The 15,382-nt window shown below is 71.3% G+C and carries 13 protein-coding genes; 9 read left to right on the top strand and 4 right to left on the bottom strand.

Going from position 1 to position 15,382, the window contains the following annotated elements:
- Window positions 1-4 precede the first annotated feature (4 nt).
- The 4 genes from FHR36_RS13670 (at window position 5) to FHR36_RS13655 (ending at window position 1,638) form a co-directional block, all read left to right on the top strand.
- Window positions 5-157, top strand: coding sequence for a hypothetical protein (locus tag FHR36_RS13670; RefSeq protein WP_253796827.1), 153 nt, complete (start codon window positions 5-7; stop codon window positions 155-157).
- Between the two features lie 104 nt (window positions 158-261).
- The gene (locus FHR36_RS13665; RefSeq protein ID WP_253796826.1) at window positions 262-654 is read left to right on the top strand and encodes a BlaI/MecI/CopY family transcriptional regulator; all 393 of its coding nucleotides are present in this window, start codon (window positions 262-264) and stop codon (window positions 652-654) included.
- A 9-nt stretch (window positions 655-663) separates the two neighbouring features.
- A complete protein-coding gene (locus FHR36_RS13660; protein ID WP_253796825.1) occupies window positions 664-1,194 on the top strand; it encodes an amino-acid N-acetyltransferase in 531 nt (176 codons plus the stop codon).
- Between the two features lie 90 nt (window positions 1,195-1,284).
- Window positions 1,285-1,638 carry a histone-like nucleoid-structuring protein Lsr2 gene (locus FHR36_RS13655; protein ID WP_253796824.1) on the top strand — a complete coding sequence of 118 codons (354 nt, stop codon included), beginning with the start codon at window positions 1,285-1,287 and terminating at the stop codon, window positions 1,636-1,638.
- A gap of 37 nt (window positions 1,639-1,675) precedes the next feature.
- On the opposite strand, the gene FHR36_RS13650 is transcribed toward FHR36_RS13655, so the two are convergent.
- The gene (locus tag FHR36_RS13650) at window positions 1,676-2,110 is read right to left on the bottom strand and encodes a hypothetical protein (RefSeq protein ID WP_253796823.1); all 435 of its coding nucleotides are present in this window, start codon (window positions 2,108-2,110) and stop codon (window positions 1,676-1,678) included.
- Window positions 2,111-2,577: 467 nt separating this feature from the next.
- On the opposite strand from FHR36_RS13650, the gene FHR36_RS13645 reads away from it, so the two are divergent.
- Both FHR36_RS13645 and FHR36_RS13640 read left to right on the top strand, forming a co-directional pair.
- Window positions 2,578-5,097 (top strand): ATP-dependent Clp protease ATP-binding subunit, encoded by a 2,520-nt coding sequence (locus FHR36_RS13645; RefSeq protein ID WP_253796821.1) that lies wholly within the window; start codon window positions 2,578-2,580, stop codon window positions 5,095-5,097.
- Window positions 5,098-5,455: 358 nt separating this feature from the next.
- Window positions 5,456-7,801: an immune inhibitor A domain-containing protein gene (locus tag FHR36_RS13640; protein ID WP_407660829.1), complete on the top strand. Its 2,346-nt coding sequence runs from the start codon at window positions 5,456-5,458 to the stop codon at window positions 7,799-7,801.
- 54 nt (window positions 7,802-7,855) lie between these two features.
- Here FHR36_RS13640 and FHR36_RS13635 read toward each other — a convergent pair whose 3' ends face one another.
- The 3 genes from FHR36_RS13635 to FHR36_RS13625 are packed head-to-tail and all read right to left on the bottom strand — an operon-like array spanning window position 7,856 to window position 12,455.
- Complete coding sequence (locus FHR36_RS13635) at window positions 7,856-10,951, bottom strand: NACHT domain-containing protein (protein WP_253796820.1); 3,096 nt, start codon at window positions 10,949-10,951, stop codon at window positions 7,856-7,858.
- A 1-nt stretch (window position 10,952) separates the two neighbouring features.
- Complete coding sequence (locus tag FHR36_RS13630) at window positions 10,953-11,279, bottom strand: trypco2 family protein (protein ID WP_253796818.1); 327 nt, start codon at window positions 11,277-11,279, stop codon at window positions 10,953-10,955.
- A gap of 39 nt (window positions 11,280-11,318) precedes the next feature.
- A complete protein-coding gene (locus tag FHR36_RS13625) occupies window positions 11,319-12,455 on the bottom strand; it encodes a threonine aldolase family protein (protein WP_253796816.1) in 1,137 nt (378 codons plus the stop codon).
- Window positions 12,456-12,590: 135 nt separating this feature from the next.
- Between FHR36_RS13625 and FHR36_RS13620 the strand changes: the two genes are divergently transcribed.
- From FHR36_RS13620 to FHR36_RS13610, 3 genes are all read left to right on the top strand, one after another.
- A complete protein-coding gene (locus FHR36_RS13620) occupies window positions 12,591-13,094 on the top strand; it encodes a SigE family RNA polymerase sigma factor (protein WP_253796815.1) in 504 nt (167 codons plus the stop codon).
- A gap of 125 nt (window positions 13,095-13,219) precedes the next feature.
- On the top strand, window positions 13,220-14,011 hold the full coding sequence (locus tag FHR36_RS13615; protein ID WP_253796814.1) for a hypothetical protein: 792 nt from the start codon (window positions 13,220-13,222) through the stop codon (window positions 14,009-14,011).
- 362 nt (window positions 14,012-14,373) lie between these two features.
- Window positions 14,374-15,330, top strand: a complete 957-nt coding sequence (locus FHR36_RS13610) for a M23 family metallopeptidase (protein WP_253796813.1) — start codon at window positions 14,374-14,376, stop codon at window positions 15,328-15,330.
- Window positions 15,331-15,382 lie beyond the last annotated feature (52 nt).

Genomic DNA, 15,382 nt, shown 5'->3' with positions numbered 1-15,382 from the left:
CCTGATGGACTACGTCAGCGCGATCGTGCCGCCGCTCGTCATGGCGATCGGCTTCGGATTCCTGGTGCGGGCCATCATCCGCAGCCAGGGCGGGGCGCAGAAGGCCAAGGAGGACGCCGCCGCCGAGGCGATGACGGTCCGTTCCGCAGGCGAATAATCCACCGCTCACCGGCGCGCCGTTCACCCCAGCGGGGGTGGCGGCGCGCCGGTTTGTTTGGCAATGGATGACTTTGTCCGGATCGGACCTATCCTGGCCGCACTATGGTGCGCCAACTCGGAGAACTCGAGAACGACATCATGACCAGGGTCTGGCAGTGGAACCGCCCGGTCACCGTTCGCGAGGTTCTGCAGGATCTGCAGTCGGAACGCGAAATCGCGTACACGACCGTGATGACGGTGCTCGACAAGCTCTACAGAAAGGGCTGGCTGCGTCGCGAGCAGGCGGGCCGGGCCTATCGATATGAGCCGGTCTCCTCGCGCGAGGCCTACACCGCGGCGTTGATGAACGAGGCGTGGGCGACCAGCGACAATCCGGCCGCCGCGCTGGTGCACTTCTTCGGCCTGATGTCGCCCGAGCAGCGCGAGGCGCTGCGCGATGCGCTGCGGGTGACGGGGGTCGATACCGAGGAGACCCGGGAGCCCCCGGCACGATAACGTCCCGCCATGGAGGTCACCATCCGCCGGGCGCGGACCACGGACGTGCGGGCCGTTCGGCGGCTCATCGACTCGTACGCGCGGGACGGCATTCTGCTCGACAAGCCGACCGTCACACTGTTCGAGTCCGTCCAGGAGTTCTGGGTCGCCGAGCGCGACGACACCGGGTCGGTGGTGGCCTGCGGCGCCCTCCACGTGATGTGGGAGGACCTGGCGGAGGTCCGCACGCTGGCGGTGGATCCGGTCTGCAAGGGGCACGGCATCGGCCACCTGCTGCTGGAGAAGCTGCTGCAGACCGCGCGCTGGCTGGGCGTCCGTCGGATTTTCTGCCTGACGTTCGAGGTCGCCTTCTTCGCGAAACACGGCTTCGTCGAGATCGGTGAAAACGACGATCGTACGTCAGACCCGGCGGCCGTGGCCACGGAAGTCTATGAAGAACTCCTGCGCTCGTACGATGAAGGAGTCGCGGAGTTCCTGGACGTGGAGCGGGTGAAGCCGAACACCCTGGGCAACTCACGCATGCTGCTGCACCTCAGCTGACCCTCCAGGACCGTCGGGGGTTTGTGTTTTCCGGGAAAAGGCGGTTTCCTTTCCTCAGGCAATGGATCGTTAACGCGGAAAGGGAAGCCCGTGGCACAGAGGGTTCAGGTCATTCTGGAAGACGATCTCGACGGCGGCTCCGCGGACGAGACGGTGACGTTCGCCCTGGACGGCGTTGCCTACGAGATCGATCTGAAGAGCGACAACGCCGAGAAGCTGCGCGAGCTGCTGGCCCCGTACGTCGACAAGGGCCGCAAGCAGAGCGGTCGCCTGACCGCCCCGCGCCGCAGCAGCGGTCGCACCGCCGGTCGGGCCGCCGCCGCCGGCCAGCCGGACACGGCGAAGATCCGGGAGTGGGCGAAGGAGCAGGGCATGCCGGTCAACGACCGCGGCCGGGTGCCGAGCAACGTGCGCGAGGCGTACGAGAAGGCCATGGCCTCCTGACCCACCGGTCCGTCCGGCGGGAATTGTCGGACCGGCCTCAACGCGCCGGGGGCAGTCGCAGGCGTTCGCGCAGGCACGCGTCGGCCAGGCAGTCGAGCAGGCGCAGCAGGTCGGGCGAGCGCAGGTCCAGGGCGGGCCGGCCCTCGCCCGGGGCCGGCCGCCCCGGCACGGTCGGCCGCCCCGCCCGCCGCTCCGGCGGCGCGGTGGCCCCGTACGGCGCGGGCGGCGCAGCTTCGAGCGGCAGGCGCAGCCCGCCCCAGCCGAGCCAGCCCAGCAGCTCGGGCACCAGCTCGGCGGCGCCGGGCGCGATCAGGAACGCGGCCCGGTCGCCGTGCAGCGCCACCGGCCCGTGGCACCGTCCGAGCCGGCGCAACCGGGCCAGCACGGCGAGCGCCGCAGTGAGCGGCACCAGCACCCGGTCGAAGCCGCACAGCGGCGCGGGTGCGGCCTCCACGAGCGGCGGAACAGTCATGGGCTGTGCAACGCTGTACGGGTGAAGCGGTAACGCGTCCGCCGCCGGATGGCGGTACGTCACCCCGCCGGGCTGAGTGGGCGTCACCGGCGCCGGCCCTCGGCGGCCGACTTCTCGCGAGGCGAACACCACCACCCCGGAAACAGCGCGAAACCCGCCGGAATACCGGGTATGAATGCAGGTGGACGGGGCGGATGGGCCCCGCCCGAGGCAGTTCGCGTGGCCGGTCGCCCGGTTCCGCCGGGCCGTGTTCGCCGATGGCGTAGCGGTATCCGGTGCATCGGGCCCGTCCCAGGGAACACCGTCTTCCACCATCAGGTTGGGATTGGTGTCGGCTGGTCGCGCAGCGATGTTGCTCCCGCGCACGTGGGAGTTCCGGAGCCGCGCCGCTGAGCGGGACTAGCATGCGGAAGGACAGGGCGGGGACGGCCCCCGAACTGACCGACCGCTCTGAGGAGCGATTAACGATGTTCGAGAGGTTCACCGACCGCGCGCGGCGGGTTGTCGTCCTGGCTCAGGAAGAAGCCCGGATGCTCAACCACAACTACATCGGCACCGAGCACATTCTCCTGGGCCTGATCCACGAGGGCGAGGGTGTCGCCGCCAAGGCGCTGGAGAGCCTCGGGATCTCGCTCGAGGCGGTCCGCCAGCAGGTCGAGGAGATCATCGGACAGGGCCAGCAGGCCCCGTCCGGTCACATCCCCTTCACCCCCCGGGCGAAGAAGGTGCTGGAGCTGTCGCTCCGCGAGGCCCTTCAGCTCGGCCACAACTACATCGGCACCGAGCACATCCTGCTCGGCCTGATCCGCGAGGGCGAGGGCGTCGCCGCCCAGGTCCTGGTGAAGCTGGGCGCCGATCTCAACCGGGTGCGGCAGCAGGTCATCCAGCTGCTCTCGGGTTACCAGGGCGGCGGCAAGGAGTCGGCCACGGCCGGTGGCCCCGCCGAGGGCACTCCTTCCACCTCGCTGGTCCTGGACCAGTTCGGCCGCAACCTGACCCAGGCCGCCCGCGAGGCCAAGCTCGACCCGGTGATCGGGCGCGAGAAGGAGATCGAGCGGGTCATGCAGGTGCTGTCCCGCCGCACCAAGAACAACCCCGTGCTGATCGGCGAGCCCGGCGTCGGCAAGACCGCCGTCGTCGAGGGCCTGGCGCAGGCGATCGTCAAGGGCGAGGTCCCGGAGACGCTGAAGGACAAGCAGCTCTACACCCTCGACCTGGGCGCCCTGGTGGCCGGCTCCCGGTACCGCGGTGACTTCGAGGAGCGCCTGAAGAAGGTTCTCAAGGAGATCCGCACCCGCGGCGACATCATCCTGTTCATCGACGAGCTGCACACCCTGGTCGGCGCGGGCGCCGCCGAGGGTGCGATCGACGCCGCGTCGATCCTCAAGCCGATGCTGGCCCGCGGTGAGCTGCAGACCATCGGTGCCACCACGCTGGACGAGTACCGCAAGCACCTGGAGAAGGACGCCGCGCTGGAGCGCCGCTTCCAGCCGATCCAGGTGGCCGAGCCCTCGCTCCCGCACACCATCGAGATCCTCAAGGGCCTGCGCGACCGGTACGAGGCGCACCACCGGGTGTCGATCACCGACGCCGCCCTGGTCGCCGCCGCCACCCTGGCCGACCGGTACATCTCGGACCGCTTCCTGCCGGACAAGGCGATCGACCTGATCGACGAGGCCGGTTCCCGGATGCGCATCCGCCGGATGACCGCGCCGCCGGACCTGCGCGAGTTCGACGAGAAGATCGCCGAGGTGCGCCGGGAGAAGGAGTCCGCGATCGACGCGCAGGACTTCGAGAAGGCCGCCGGCCTGCGGGACAGCGAGAAGCAGCTGCTCCAGGCGAAGGCCAAGCGGGAGAAGGAGTGGAAGGCCGGCGACATGGACGTCGTCGCCGAGGTGGACGAGGAGCTCATCGCCGAGGTCCTGGCCACCGCCACCGGCATCCCGGTCTTCAAGCTGACCGAGGAGGAGTCCTCGCGCCTGCTGCGCATGGAGGACGAGCTGCACAAGCGGGTCATCGGCCAGGAGGACGCCATCAAGGCGCTCTCCCAGGCGATCCGCCGTACCCGTGCCGGTCTGAAGGACCCGAAGCGCCCGGGTGGCTCGTTCATCTTCGCCGGCCCCTCGGGTGTCGGTAAGACCGAGCTCTCCAAGACGCTGGCGGAGTTCCTGTTCGGCGACGAGGACGCGCTGATCGCGCTGGACATGTCCGAGTTCTCCGAGAAGCACACCGTCTCGCGCCTGTTCGGCTCCCCGCCCGGATACGTGGGCTACGAGGAGGGCGGCCAGCTCACCGAGAAGGTGCGCCGCAAGCCGTTCTCGGTCGTCCTCTTCGACGAGGTCGAGAAGGCCCACCCGGACATCTTCAACTCGCTGCTGCAGATCCTGGAGGACGGTCGCCTGACCGACTCCCAGGGCCGGGTGGTCGACTTCAAGAACACGGTCATCATCATGACCACCAACCTCGGCACCCGGGACATCTCCAAGGGCTTCAACCTGGGCTTCGCGGCCACGGGTGACACGGCCACCGGGTACGAGCGGATGAAGGCCAAGGTCAGCGACGAGCTCAAGCAGCACTTCCGGCCGGAGTTCCTGAACCGTGTCGACGACATCGTGGTCTTCCACCAGCTGTCCGAGGCGAACATCATCGAGATCGTCGATCTGATGATCGCCAAGGTGGACGGTCGGCTCAAGGACCGCGACATGGGCCTGGAGCTCAGCGTCGAGGCGAAGAAGCTGCTGGCGAAGCGCGGCTACGACCCGATCCTGGGCGCCCGCCCGCTGCGCCGGACCATCCAGCGCGAGATCGAGGACCACCTGTCCGAGAAGATCCTCTTCGGCGAGCTGCGGGCCGGCCACATCGTGGTCGTCGGCGTCGAGGGCGAGGGCAAGGAAGCCAAGTTCACCTTCCGCGGTGAGGAGAAGTCCCCGGTGGCCGACACCCCGGCGGCGGTCTCCAGCTCCGCAGGCCCGGATCTCACCAAGTAAATCTGTCGACAAAGAGCAGGGCCCCGGCGGGTATATCGCCGGGGCCCTGCTCCTTTTACCGTCTCTTTCAGTTGTAAAACTGTTTACGCTTCCATTGGCCTGTGAATCGGCCTCCGCCGCGCCCCGCCGGCCCGCCGCGATCCCTCGTACGGGTGCGATGCACCCCCAGATCGCAGGGATCCGGGGTAGATTGACCAGCAGTCAGATGATCTGAGTTGCCGGAGGATAGCGCCGTGGCCATGCCATGGTCAAGGTCTTTCTTTTTTACTCATACTTGGATCGAATGTCCTCCACCTGTCTTTCATTGGTTCACCGGCGAGGCCAAGAGCCACGCCGGTAAGGGGAGGACGTCACCACGTTGAAGATATCCAAGAGGGCCGCTGCGGCCTCGGCGGCCGTCGCAGTCGCCGCGGCGCTCGGTGCGGGTCTGCTCCCGGGCATGGCCAACGCCGCTCCGGTCACGCCCGTTCCGCGCGACCCGGCCGACGCCGCCCAGGCCACGAGCGTTCCGCATGACCTGCCCGGCCCGCTCACCGACAAGGTGAACGCCGAGCAGAAGGCTGCCGTCGAGCAGCTGATGAACGGCACCGCCAAGATCGAGTCGCACGGTGGCTCCACCAGCGTCAAGCTCGGCCGCGACAAGTACGTCGAGCTCAAGCGCGAGCGCACCGACAAGATCTTCACCATCCTGGTGGACTTCGGTGACCAGGTGGACAGCACCACCAAGACTCCGGACGGCAAGGTCAAGTACGGCGGCCAGCCCGGCCCGGCGCACAACCAGATCGCCAAGCCGGACGCGGCGACCAACAACTCGACCGCCTGGCAGGCCGACTACAACCAGGCCCACTACCAGGACCTGTACTTCTCGAAGACCCAGCCCTCGCTGAAGACCTTCTACGAGAAGCAGTCCTCGGGCCGGTACTCGGTCGACGGCCAGGTCACCGACTGGGTCCGGGTGCCGTGGAACGAGGCCCGCTACGGCTCGAACTACTGCGGCGGCCACGTCTGCAACAACGCGCAGGACCTGATCCGCGACGGCATCAACGCCTGGGTCGCCGACCAGAAGGCCAAGGGCCAGTCGGACGAGCAGATCAAGGCCACCCTGGCGCAGTACGACCAGTGGGACCGGTACGACTACAACCACGACGGCAACTTCAACCAGCCCGACGGTTACATCGACCACTTCCAGATCGTGCACGCCGGTGAGGACGAGTCCGCCGGCGGCGGCGTCCAGGGCACCGACGCGCTCTGGGCCCACCGCTCGTACGTGTACGGCAGCCAGGCCGGCAAGCAGGGCCCGGACAACAACAAGCTGGGCGGCACCCCGGTCGGCACCACCGGCATCTGGGTCGGCGACTACACCATGCAGCCGGAGAACGGCGGCCTGGGCGTCTTCGCCCACGAGTACGGCCACGACCTCGGTCTGCCGGACCTCTACGACACCTCCGGCCAGGGCATCGACAACTCTGTCGGCTTCTGGTCGCTGATGTCCTCGGGTTCCTGGCTCGGCGAGGGCAAGAACTCGATCGGCGACATGCCGGACGACCTCGACGTCTGGTCCAAGCTGCAGCTCGGCTGGCTGGACTTCGACTCGGCCAAGGCGGGCGACTACAAGCTCAGCCTGCTCGGCCCGGTCGAGTACAACACCAAGCGCAAGCAGGCGCTGGTCGTCGACCTGCCGAAGAAGACCGTCACCACCGAGATCAACACCCCGTTCGCGGGTGGCAACGAGTGGTGGAGCGGCAGCGACGACAACCTCAACGTCACGCTGACCCGCGACGTCGACCTCACCGGGAAGACCTCGGCCAAGCTCACCGCGAAGGCCTGGTACGACCTCGAGACCGACTACGACTACGCGTACGCCGAGGTCTCCGTCGACGGTGGCGCCAACTGGGCGCCGCTGGCCGGTACCTGGAACGGCACCGCGCTCCCGGACAACGCCATCAACGGCAACTCCGGCGGCAACTGGGGTGACCTGGCCTTCTCGCTCGACGCCTTCGCCGGCAAGAAGATCCAGGTGCGCTTCCACAACACCACCGACGGTGGCGTTCACATGAAGGGCCTGGCCCTCGACGAGATCGCCATCACCGCCGACGGCACCGCGATCCTCACCGACGGTGCGGAGAACGGCGACAACGGCTGGACCGCGAAGGGCTTCTCCCGGATCACGGGCAAGTTCTCCAAGGACTACGACCAGAAGTACCTGGTCGAGAACCGTCAGTACGTGTCCTTCGACACCACGCTGAAGACCGGCCCGTACAACTTCGGCTTCAGCACCACCAAGCCGAACTGGGTCGAGCACTACGCCAACCAGAACGGCCTGCTGATCTGGCTGTGGGACGCCTCGCAGACGGACAACAACGTGGCCAACCACCCGGGTTCCGGCCTCGTTCTCCCGATCGACGCCCACCCGACCCCGCTGAAGTGGTCCGACGGCACCCTGATGCGTCCGCGCGTCCAGGGCTACGACTCCACCTTCGGCTTCGAGCGCACCGACGGCCTGAACCTGCACAAGGCCGACGTCGCCACCACCATCAAGGGTGAGCGCGGGGTGACGGTCTTCAACGACCACACCAACAAGTACTGGGACGCGTCCAACCAGTACAGCAGCGTCCAGGTGCCCGACACCCACACGCAGATCGAGGTCCTCTGGAACAGCTTCAACAAGCTGGAGACCCTCGTCTTCGTCCGGCCCGTGAAGTAACCTTCCGCGCCTGAACGGCGGCCCCCGGCGGATCTTCCGCCGGGGGCCGTCGTGCTACTGGCCCGGGATCCGCTCGGTGAGGGTCCAGCCCGGCGGCAGGGGGTCCACGCCCGCGATGTCCGTGACGTCGGGGCGGTGGCTGACGTCGACCAGAACACCGGGCGGGGCCTTGAACGGCGAGAGGTCGGCGCCGTCCTCCAGGATCTCCAGCCGAAGGGTCCGCAGCCCGAGGAAGAGCCGGGCGAGGTCCGGGAGTTCGAGCGGCCCCGCACCCAGCGTGAGGGTGAGTTCGGCCAGGGTCGGGTGCGGCTTGGCCGGATCGGCGGCGAGGACCAGCCTCGGGTCGGAGCGCAGCGATCGCAGCTCCGGGTTCTCGACGATCGCCTCCCAGAACGCGCGCTGGACGCCGGTCCCGTCCGCGAACCAGCCGACCGCGCGCACCGGGAGGTCGGCGAGCGCGGAGAGGTCCCGCAGACCTCCGCAACCGATCAGGTCGAGCTGCCGGATCGGACCGCAGCCCGTGAGGAACGCGAGGTCCTCGACCTCCTCGTCCAGCTGCAGCAGCAGGCATTCGGCGTCGAGCCCGGCCAGTGAGTCCGTCTCCAGCCCGCGGCCGTACCAGTACACCGTCCCGATCCGGCCGAGGGCCGGGAGCAGGAGCAGGGAGACCTCGTCACCGATCATGAGCGTGGCCTCGCTCAGGTCGACGTGCCGGAGCACCGTTCGTACATAGGTCTCCGGATCGAAACGGTCCCATGCATCGAGCAGGTCGGTGGCCTCCACGCCGGACACCGTCGGAGCGACCTCGCCGAGCCACCACAGGCCACTGTGCCCCCCGATCCGTCCGGCCAGGCGCAGCAGGTTCCGCCGCACCTCCGGTGGGCCGGCGGGCAGCTTCTCGGGGAGATGGGGGATCAGGGCCTCGCCGACGAGCAGCAGTTGGTTCCAGTCCGACGGCGTGAACTGCTCCGCGCAGCTGGACAGCAGGCGGCGGATCTGCGTCAGGATCAGCTCCCGGACGCGCTCGTCCAGCAGCGTGGCGTAGGGCAGACAGGTGGCGGCCAGCACGTGCATGCGGATGTTCAGGGCCCGATTGGCGGCCTGGGCCTCCTGGAGCAGGCCGCGCAGCAGGTCGGGGCGGGTGCGGGCGGGGAGGTGGCCGACGGTCATCCGGATCACGTCGGCCCACTGCTCGTCGCCGGCGTTGCCCAGCAGCAGGCCGAAGCTGCGTTCCTCGGCGAACTCGCGGGCCGCCAGGTAGTCCTGGAAGGTGCGGTGGACGAAGGCGAAGGTGTCGCTGCCGGGTTCGGTGAGGAGGCCGGAGCGGTTGAGCAGGTGGGTGAAGACCTGGTCGGCCGAGACGGCGCGCGAGGGGCCGGAGAAGCTGCTGCGGAGGCGGTCGATCAGCCGCAGGGCGTCCGACCGGCCGCCCTCGGAGAGGCGGTTGACGGTCAGCCAGTAGGCGATCCGCTGGAGGACGGCGAGCTGCTCCTCCTTGGCGAGGTCGACGCCCTCGACCCGGCCGACCTTGCGCTGCTGGTCGCGGCGGACCAGCAGCATGTTGAGCGCGGCCTCGTACAGGTCCATCTTGCGGTGCGGCAGCGCGCCGTCCCACTCCCGGTGCAGGGTGCAGATCATCGCGCACAGCAGCGGGCTGTCGGTGAGCGCGTCGAGGTCCGGGGAGGCGGCGAGGGTGTGCAGCAGGTCGCTCCGGAGCTGGTCGATCTCGCCGCGTTCGCGCTCGGCGTCCTCGCCGTCGCCGAGTTCGGCGGCGATCGCCCGGTGCCAGCGGACCACGAGAGTCCGCCGGTCGGCCGCGTTCATCGGGCGCAGGGCCAGCTCGTCGAAGGCGAGGTGGGCGAGCCAGTCGGCCGGGACGGCGGAGGGGCGGACGGTGACCAGGCAGCGGATGTCCGGGTAGTGCCGGAAGAGGCCGGCGAGCCACTGTTCGGCCTCGGCGCGGTCGTCCTCGGGGATCTCGTCCAGACCGTCGACCAGCAGCAGGGCCCGTCCGCCGCGCAGCACGCGCTCGGCCCAGCCCGCGGGTTGGCTGTCGGCCAGCGGGCTGCCGTCGACCTCCAGGAACTCGGCGGGACGCGGGCTGAGGTTGCGCAGCCGGTACAGCGACCGCAGCCGCAGGACGAACGGGACGCGGCGGTCCCACTCGGCGAGGTCGGGTCCGAGGGTGCCGGCGGCGGCGTGCACGGCGAGCCACTGGACCAGGGTGCTCTTGCCGGAGCCGGCCTGGCCGCGCAGCAGGACCCGGCGGCGGCCGCGCAGGGCCTGCTCGATCCGGAGCGGGCCGGGGGCGTCGAAGGGATGGGCGTCGGGCTCGGACGCCTTGCCGGCGGCCTCGGCTTCCAGGCTGAGGTAGGCGGTGTCGATGTCGCGGGGGCGGGACTGGGCGCGGGAGACGTCCAGGCCGAAGATCCGGAGCTGGCCGTGGTCGGCGCGGACCGCGCGGGCGTACCGGGCCTCGAAGTCGGCGTCGGCGACGTCCTGTTCGGTGACGGTGAGGCAGGGTGGGGCCGTGCCGAGCTGTTCGGTGAGGATCTCGGCGAGGCCGGAGCCGGCCACGGCGGTGAGTTCGAGGCGGCTGTGCCGCCAGAGCTCGGGGCGGACCTCGGCGGAGACGACTCCGAGCAGCAGGCCGCGGAAGAAGACGGCGGCGCCGGACATGCCCCGCCACGGCACCGCGGCGTCCCCGGCCGGCGGGGTGTCGGCGGCGCTGAGCACGTACCGGCCGGCGAGCAGGTGGGTGCCGGGGGCGACGGTGCCCCAGAGCTGGCCGCTCTCCAGCCGGTCGCCGGTGCGCTCCAGGTCGGGGAAGCCGGTGGCGTGGCAGCCGTGGACGGGTTCCAGGCCGTTCAGGCGCCCGAGGCGCAGGGGCTCGAAGCCGGCGGCGACGTCGGGGCGGACCAGGTCGTCCTCGGCGAGCAGCAGGGCGAGGTCGTGGGTGTCGTCCTGGCGGCGCCAGAGTTCGCGGCAGCGGATCCAGCCGCGTCCGCCGTGGACGGTCGCGGTGATCGGTCCGCCGCCGCGCACGACGTGGGCGGCGGTCAGGAGCAGGCGGGCGGAGAGCAGGTAGCCGCTGCCCTGACCGCCCGCCCGGACGGCCGCGATCCGCTGGGCGCCCGGGTGGACGGGCACCTCAGCGGTCCACGGCGAAGCCGTCGGCGGAGCCCTGGTCGGGGTTGCCGACGAGCGGGTTGTCGGTGGTGCCGGCCTGCCGGGGGTTGAGGGTGACGGAGACCTTGTGGACCCGGCCGTGGGCGACCCCGGCCTCCAGGTCGCCGGAGAGCACCCAGGCCTTGACGCCGCCCTTGGCCCTGGCGTCCTTCTTCAGCTCGACGGTGAACTCCAGCTGCACCGGGCCGACTTCGAACTGGATCGGCTGCCCGGCACCCCGGGCCGCCGCGTCCAGCAGCTCCTGCCGGATCGCCTCGATGGCATCCGCCAGTTCGACCTTCTGCTCCATCCGCCCCGCTCCCCCTCCGCACGATGTCTGCAGCTGAGACTAGATCAGCTCGAGGAAGGCGGCCATGGCGTCGGTGATCTCCTTCGGGGTCCAGTCGAGGGCGTCGGCGGCGACGGTGACCTCGGTCATCGCGAGGCCGGGGAGCGGGCCCGCGTCGCGCCAGGCGCCGAACAGGGCGATGCCGTCGCGTTCGGCGAGGGCGACCCCGGCCCGGTCGAGGGCCTCGGCGGGGTGCGGCAGCCAGAGCTGGAACTGGTGGGTGTGCGGCGGGTCGGGGTTGACCCGGGCGCCGGGGGCCTCGGCGAGCGCGTCGGCGACGGTCTTGGCGTGAGTGATGCAGTCGTCCAGGCGCGGGAGTTCGCGGTCGAGGCCGGCCAGGGCGGTGAGCACGGCGGGCCACTGCTGGAAGAGCTTGCCGCCGTAGCGGTGGCGCCACACCTTGGCCTCGCGGACGAACTCCTCGTCACCGGCGACCAGGGCGCCGCTGTGCGCGCCGATCGTCTTGTAGCAGGAGACGTACACCGAGTCGGCCCGCTCGCAGATCTCGGGCAGGGAGCGGCCGAAGTGGTGGGCGGACTCCCAGAGTCGGGCACCGTCCAGGTGAACTCTCCAGGATCTCTCCTCGGCCACGTCGTAGACCTCGGACAGTTCCCCCCAGCCGGGCAGCACGAACCCCGCCTCGCGCAGCGGGAGTTCGAGCATCAGCGTGTGGAACGGCTCGTCGAAGGACCGGAGTTCGGCGGCGGTGGGCAGCCGCGGGGCGGTGGTCGGCCAGACCGTCCGCAGACCGCTGAGCCGGGCGTGGGCCTGGCGCTCGTGGACCTCGGGGTGGGCGAGCGGGTGCATGGCGACGGTGCGGCTGTCGCTGTAGCGGCCGTCGCTCCGGTGGGCGGCCCAGACCTGGAGGGCGGCCTGCTGGGCCATGGTGCCGGTGGGGAAGTACGCGGCGTCGGGTTTGCCGAGCAGCGCGGCGACCCGCTGTTCCAGGGTGCGGACCAGGCCGTCGCCGTAGATGTCGGTCGGGATGTCGAGGTCGTAGGGGGCGTCGGCGAGGGTGGCCAGGTCGGCCAGGCGCTCGCGCACGGTCTGCGGGCGGGGCCCGGAGAGCAGCCGCTCGGCGCGTCGGCGGGCGGCGAAGCGGCGTTCCTTGAGGGTGGCCTCGGTGGAGTCGTCCATCGTCCGATCATCTCCGACCTCGGCGGCCGGGGACGCAACATTTCCGGCACCCGATCCCGTGTAGAAGTCGACGCGGGGCTCCACCGTCCTGCGGGGCAACTCGGCACGGACGACGGAACAGGGGGCCGGGAACGGATGTCGCCGGAGCGCGAGAGGTTGTTCGAGGAGTTCACCGCGGCCCGGTACGGGGCGCTGCGCCGCACCGCGTACCTGCTGTGCGGCGACTGGCACCTGGCCGAGGACCTGGTGCAGTCGACCCTGATCAAGGTGTACGCGCGCTGGCCGCGCCTGCGCGACCCGGACACCGCCGGGGGCTACGCCCGCACCACGCTAGTGCGGACCTTCGTGGACGGGCGGCGGCGCCGTTCGGCGGGCGAGGTGGCTCTCGCCGAGCCGCCGGAGACCGCGGCGGTGGGCGCCGACCCGGACCGGCGGCTGGCGCTGCTGGCGGCGCTGGCCCGGGTGACGCCGGGCTACCGGGCGGTGCTGGTGCTGCGGTACTGGGAGGACCAGAGCGTCGAGGAGTGCGCCGCCATCCTCGACCGGAGCAGTGGCGCGGTGCGGTCGGACGCCCACCGCGGGCTGGCGCAGCTGCGGTCCATCCTCGGCGACTCGGTGCACGAGATCGCCGGGGCGTGAGCGGGCCGGTGGCCCGGCGGACGGGCGGCGGGGCGGACGGGCGGGCACGGCAGATGGGCGATTGGGCGGGCAGGGCGGATGGGCGGGCAGGGCCGGGGATGCGGAGCGAGACGGAGGGAACAGGCATGACGCACGGTGGGGACGACCTCGACGGCCGGATGGCGGCGGAGGTGTTCCGGGCGGTGCTGCAGCAGCCGGAGCCGGAGCAGCCCCCGGTCCTGGCGGCCGTACGGGCCGGCGGGCGGCGGCTGCGGACCCGGCGGCGGCTGGCGCTGGGCGCCGCGGTGCTGGCGGTGGTGCCGCTGCTGGCGGTCACGGCGGCGCTGGTGGTGCCGGGGTCGTCGGGGGCGCCGACGCTGCTGGGCCCGGCGGGGCGCGGAGCGGCGGAGGAGCGGCCCTCGACGGCGCAGCCGTCGAGCTACGGGATGAACCAGCTGGACGCGCTGCAGTCCCGGCTGCGCGGCGCCCTGGCCGCCCATCTGCCGCCCGGGTACACCGGGGTGCTGAACGGCAGCGGCCCGACCACCTTCCGGCTGGTGCGGGCCGACGGCGGGTACACCGCGGTGGCGACGATCATGGGCAATCCGCTGACGCCGGGCAGTCGGCCGCCCTCGCCGTGCGAGCCGCAGGGCGGGCAGAAGGTGTACGCCAGCGACTGCGCGGCCCGGACCCTGCCGGACGGCGCGACCGGCTGGCTGTACCGGTCCACCTCCTACCCGGGCACCGAGTTCCTGCTGGCCACCCCGGACGGCCGGATCGCCGGCCTGGGCACGCAGCCGAACGCCGCCCCGCCGCAGGGGGAGGGCGGGGAGCCGCAGGAGTCCAAGCCGATGACTCTGGAGGAGATGGACGCGCTGGTCTCCGCCCCGGAGGTACTGGCCGCGCTGGAGGCCGTCCCGCTGGACGCACCGGGGTGACGGCGCTCCAGGGTGACGGCGCTCCTGGGTGACGCTGCTCCGGGCGGGGGCAGCGCTCCGGGCGGGCGCCACTCCGGTGTGACGGCGGTCTCGGGTGACGGCGATTCGGGCCGGCGGAACCCCGCCCGTCCGGTGGTGATGGTCACAGGGGTCGGGCCCGGTACGAGGGACGGTAGTACCGGGCCGCGGCGGTCCACCCGGACGGATCGCGGCCGGGTGGGGCCGGGTACGACGCACCGTCGTACGTCACACCGTTTGGGGCCGTGGAGCCGGCCCGTTTACACCTGAGGACGTTCCACCCAGTTCGGCGGGCCCTGCGGCCCGGCCCCGGGCTGGCCCCGTCCGCGAGGTTCCGTCACCCGATGCGTTCCATCCCCACCGCCGGCCGAAAGCTGCTCCAGGCGATCGGCTCCTCCCAGCACATCCGTTCCCTCGTCTCCGCCGACCGCGTGCCCGCCCTGCGGATGCCGTTCGGCCGGGCGCACCTGGCGAGCGCCCGCAAGGCGCCCTCCGTGGCGTGGGGCGGCGCGGCGGTGCTGGCCTTCGGCGTGCTGATGATGCCGGGCCACGCGGCGGCCCAGACCGTGCAGCCGACCACGCCGGGCAGCTCGGTGTTCACCTCGGCGGGCGCGGCCCTGTCCACGGTAGGCGTGCAGGTCGGCCAGCCGACCTCGTACCGGATCGCGGCGCACGACTCCTCGCAGGCCCACGTCGCCAAGGCGGACAACCTGACCGTCGAGTCGGCCGCCGCCCCCGCCGACGCCCAGGCGCAGCCGGACGAGCACGCGGCCCGCGGCTCCGAGCGCACCGAGCTGCCGGCCGCCGCCCCCGCGCCCGAGCAGGCCCCGGCTGCGGCTCCGGCCCCGGCCCCGGCGCCTGCTCCCGCGCCCGCTCCGGAGCCGGCCAAGCCGTCCTGGACGTCCCCCGCGCCGGGCGCGTCGATCAGCAACCCGTACGGCAAGGTCAACCCCCACTACGCGGCCGGTTACCACACCGGGACCGACTTCGCGGTCTCGGTCGGCACCCCGCTGCTCGCCGTCGGCGACGCCACCGTGGTCTCGGCCGGGTGGGACGGCGCGTACGGCAACGAGATCGTCCTGAAGCTCAGCGACGGCCGTTTCGCCCAGTACGCGCACATGTCGCAGCTCGGCGTGAAGGCCGGCCAGCACGTCTCGGCGGGCGACACCATCGGCCGCTCCGGCAGCACCGGCAACTCGACCGGCCCGCACCTGCACTTCGAGATCCGCAGCGCCAACCGCTACGCGGCGGTCATCGACCCGGTCGCGTACCTGAAGCAGCACGGCGCCACCAACCTCTGATCCGACCGAGCAGAAGCCGCGCCGCACGGCACCACTCCTGGGTGGTGCCGTG

Source organism: Kitasatospora cinereorecta (assembly GCF_024172095.1).
Lineage (GTDB): Bacteria > Actinomycetota > Actinomycetes > Streptomycetales > Streptomycetaceae > Kitasatospora > Kitasatospora cinereorecta.
The sequence above is the reverse complement of the archived record's forward strand: the minus strand, read 5'-3'. Positions and strand labels throughout refer to the sequence as shown.

Coding starts and splice junctions, on each gene's coding strand:
- FHR36_RS13670 (WP_253796827.1), top strand. CDS start 5: ATGGACTACGTCAGCGCGATCGTGCCGCCGCTCGTCATGGCGATCGGC.
- FHR36_RS13665 (WP_253796826.1), top strand. CDS start 262: ATGGTGCGCCAACTCGGAGAACTCGAGAACGACATCATGACCAGGGTC.
- FHR36_RS13660 (WP_253796825.1), top strand. CDS start 664: ATGGAGGTCACCATCCGCCGGGCGCGGACCACGGACGTGCGGGCCGTT.
- FHR36_RS13650 (WP_253796823.1), bottom strand. CDS start 2,110: ATGACTGTTCCGCCGCTCGTGGAGGCCGCACCCGCGCCGCTGTGCGGC.
- FHR36_RS13645 (WP_253796821.1), top strand. CDS start 2,578: ATGTTCGAGAGGTTCACCGACCGCGCGCGGCGGGTTGTCGTCCTGGCT.
- FHR36_RS13630 (WP_253796818.1), bottom strand. CDS start 11,279: ATGGAGCAGAAGGTCGAACTGGCGGATGCCATCGAGGCGATCCGGCAG.
- FHR36_RS13625 (WP_253796816.1), bottom strand. CDS start 12,455: ATGGACGACTCCACCGAGGCCACCCTCAAGGAACGCCGCTTCGCCGCC.
- FHR36_RS13620 (WP_253796815.1), top strand. CDS start 12,591: ATGTCGCCGGAGCGCGAGAGGTTGTTCGAGGAGTTCACCGCGGCCCGG.
- FHR36_RS13615 (WP_253796814.1), top strand. CDS start 13,220: ATGACGCACGGTGGGGACGACCTCGACGGCCGGATGGCGGCGGAGGTG.
- FHR36_RS13610 (WP_253796813.1), top strand. CDS start 14,374: ATGCGTTCCATCCCCACCGCCGGCCGAAAGCTGCTCCAGGCGATCGGC.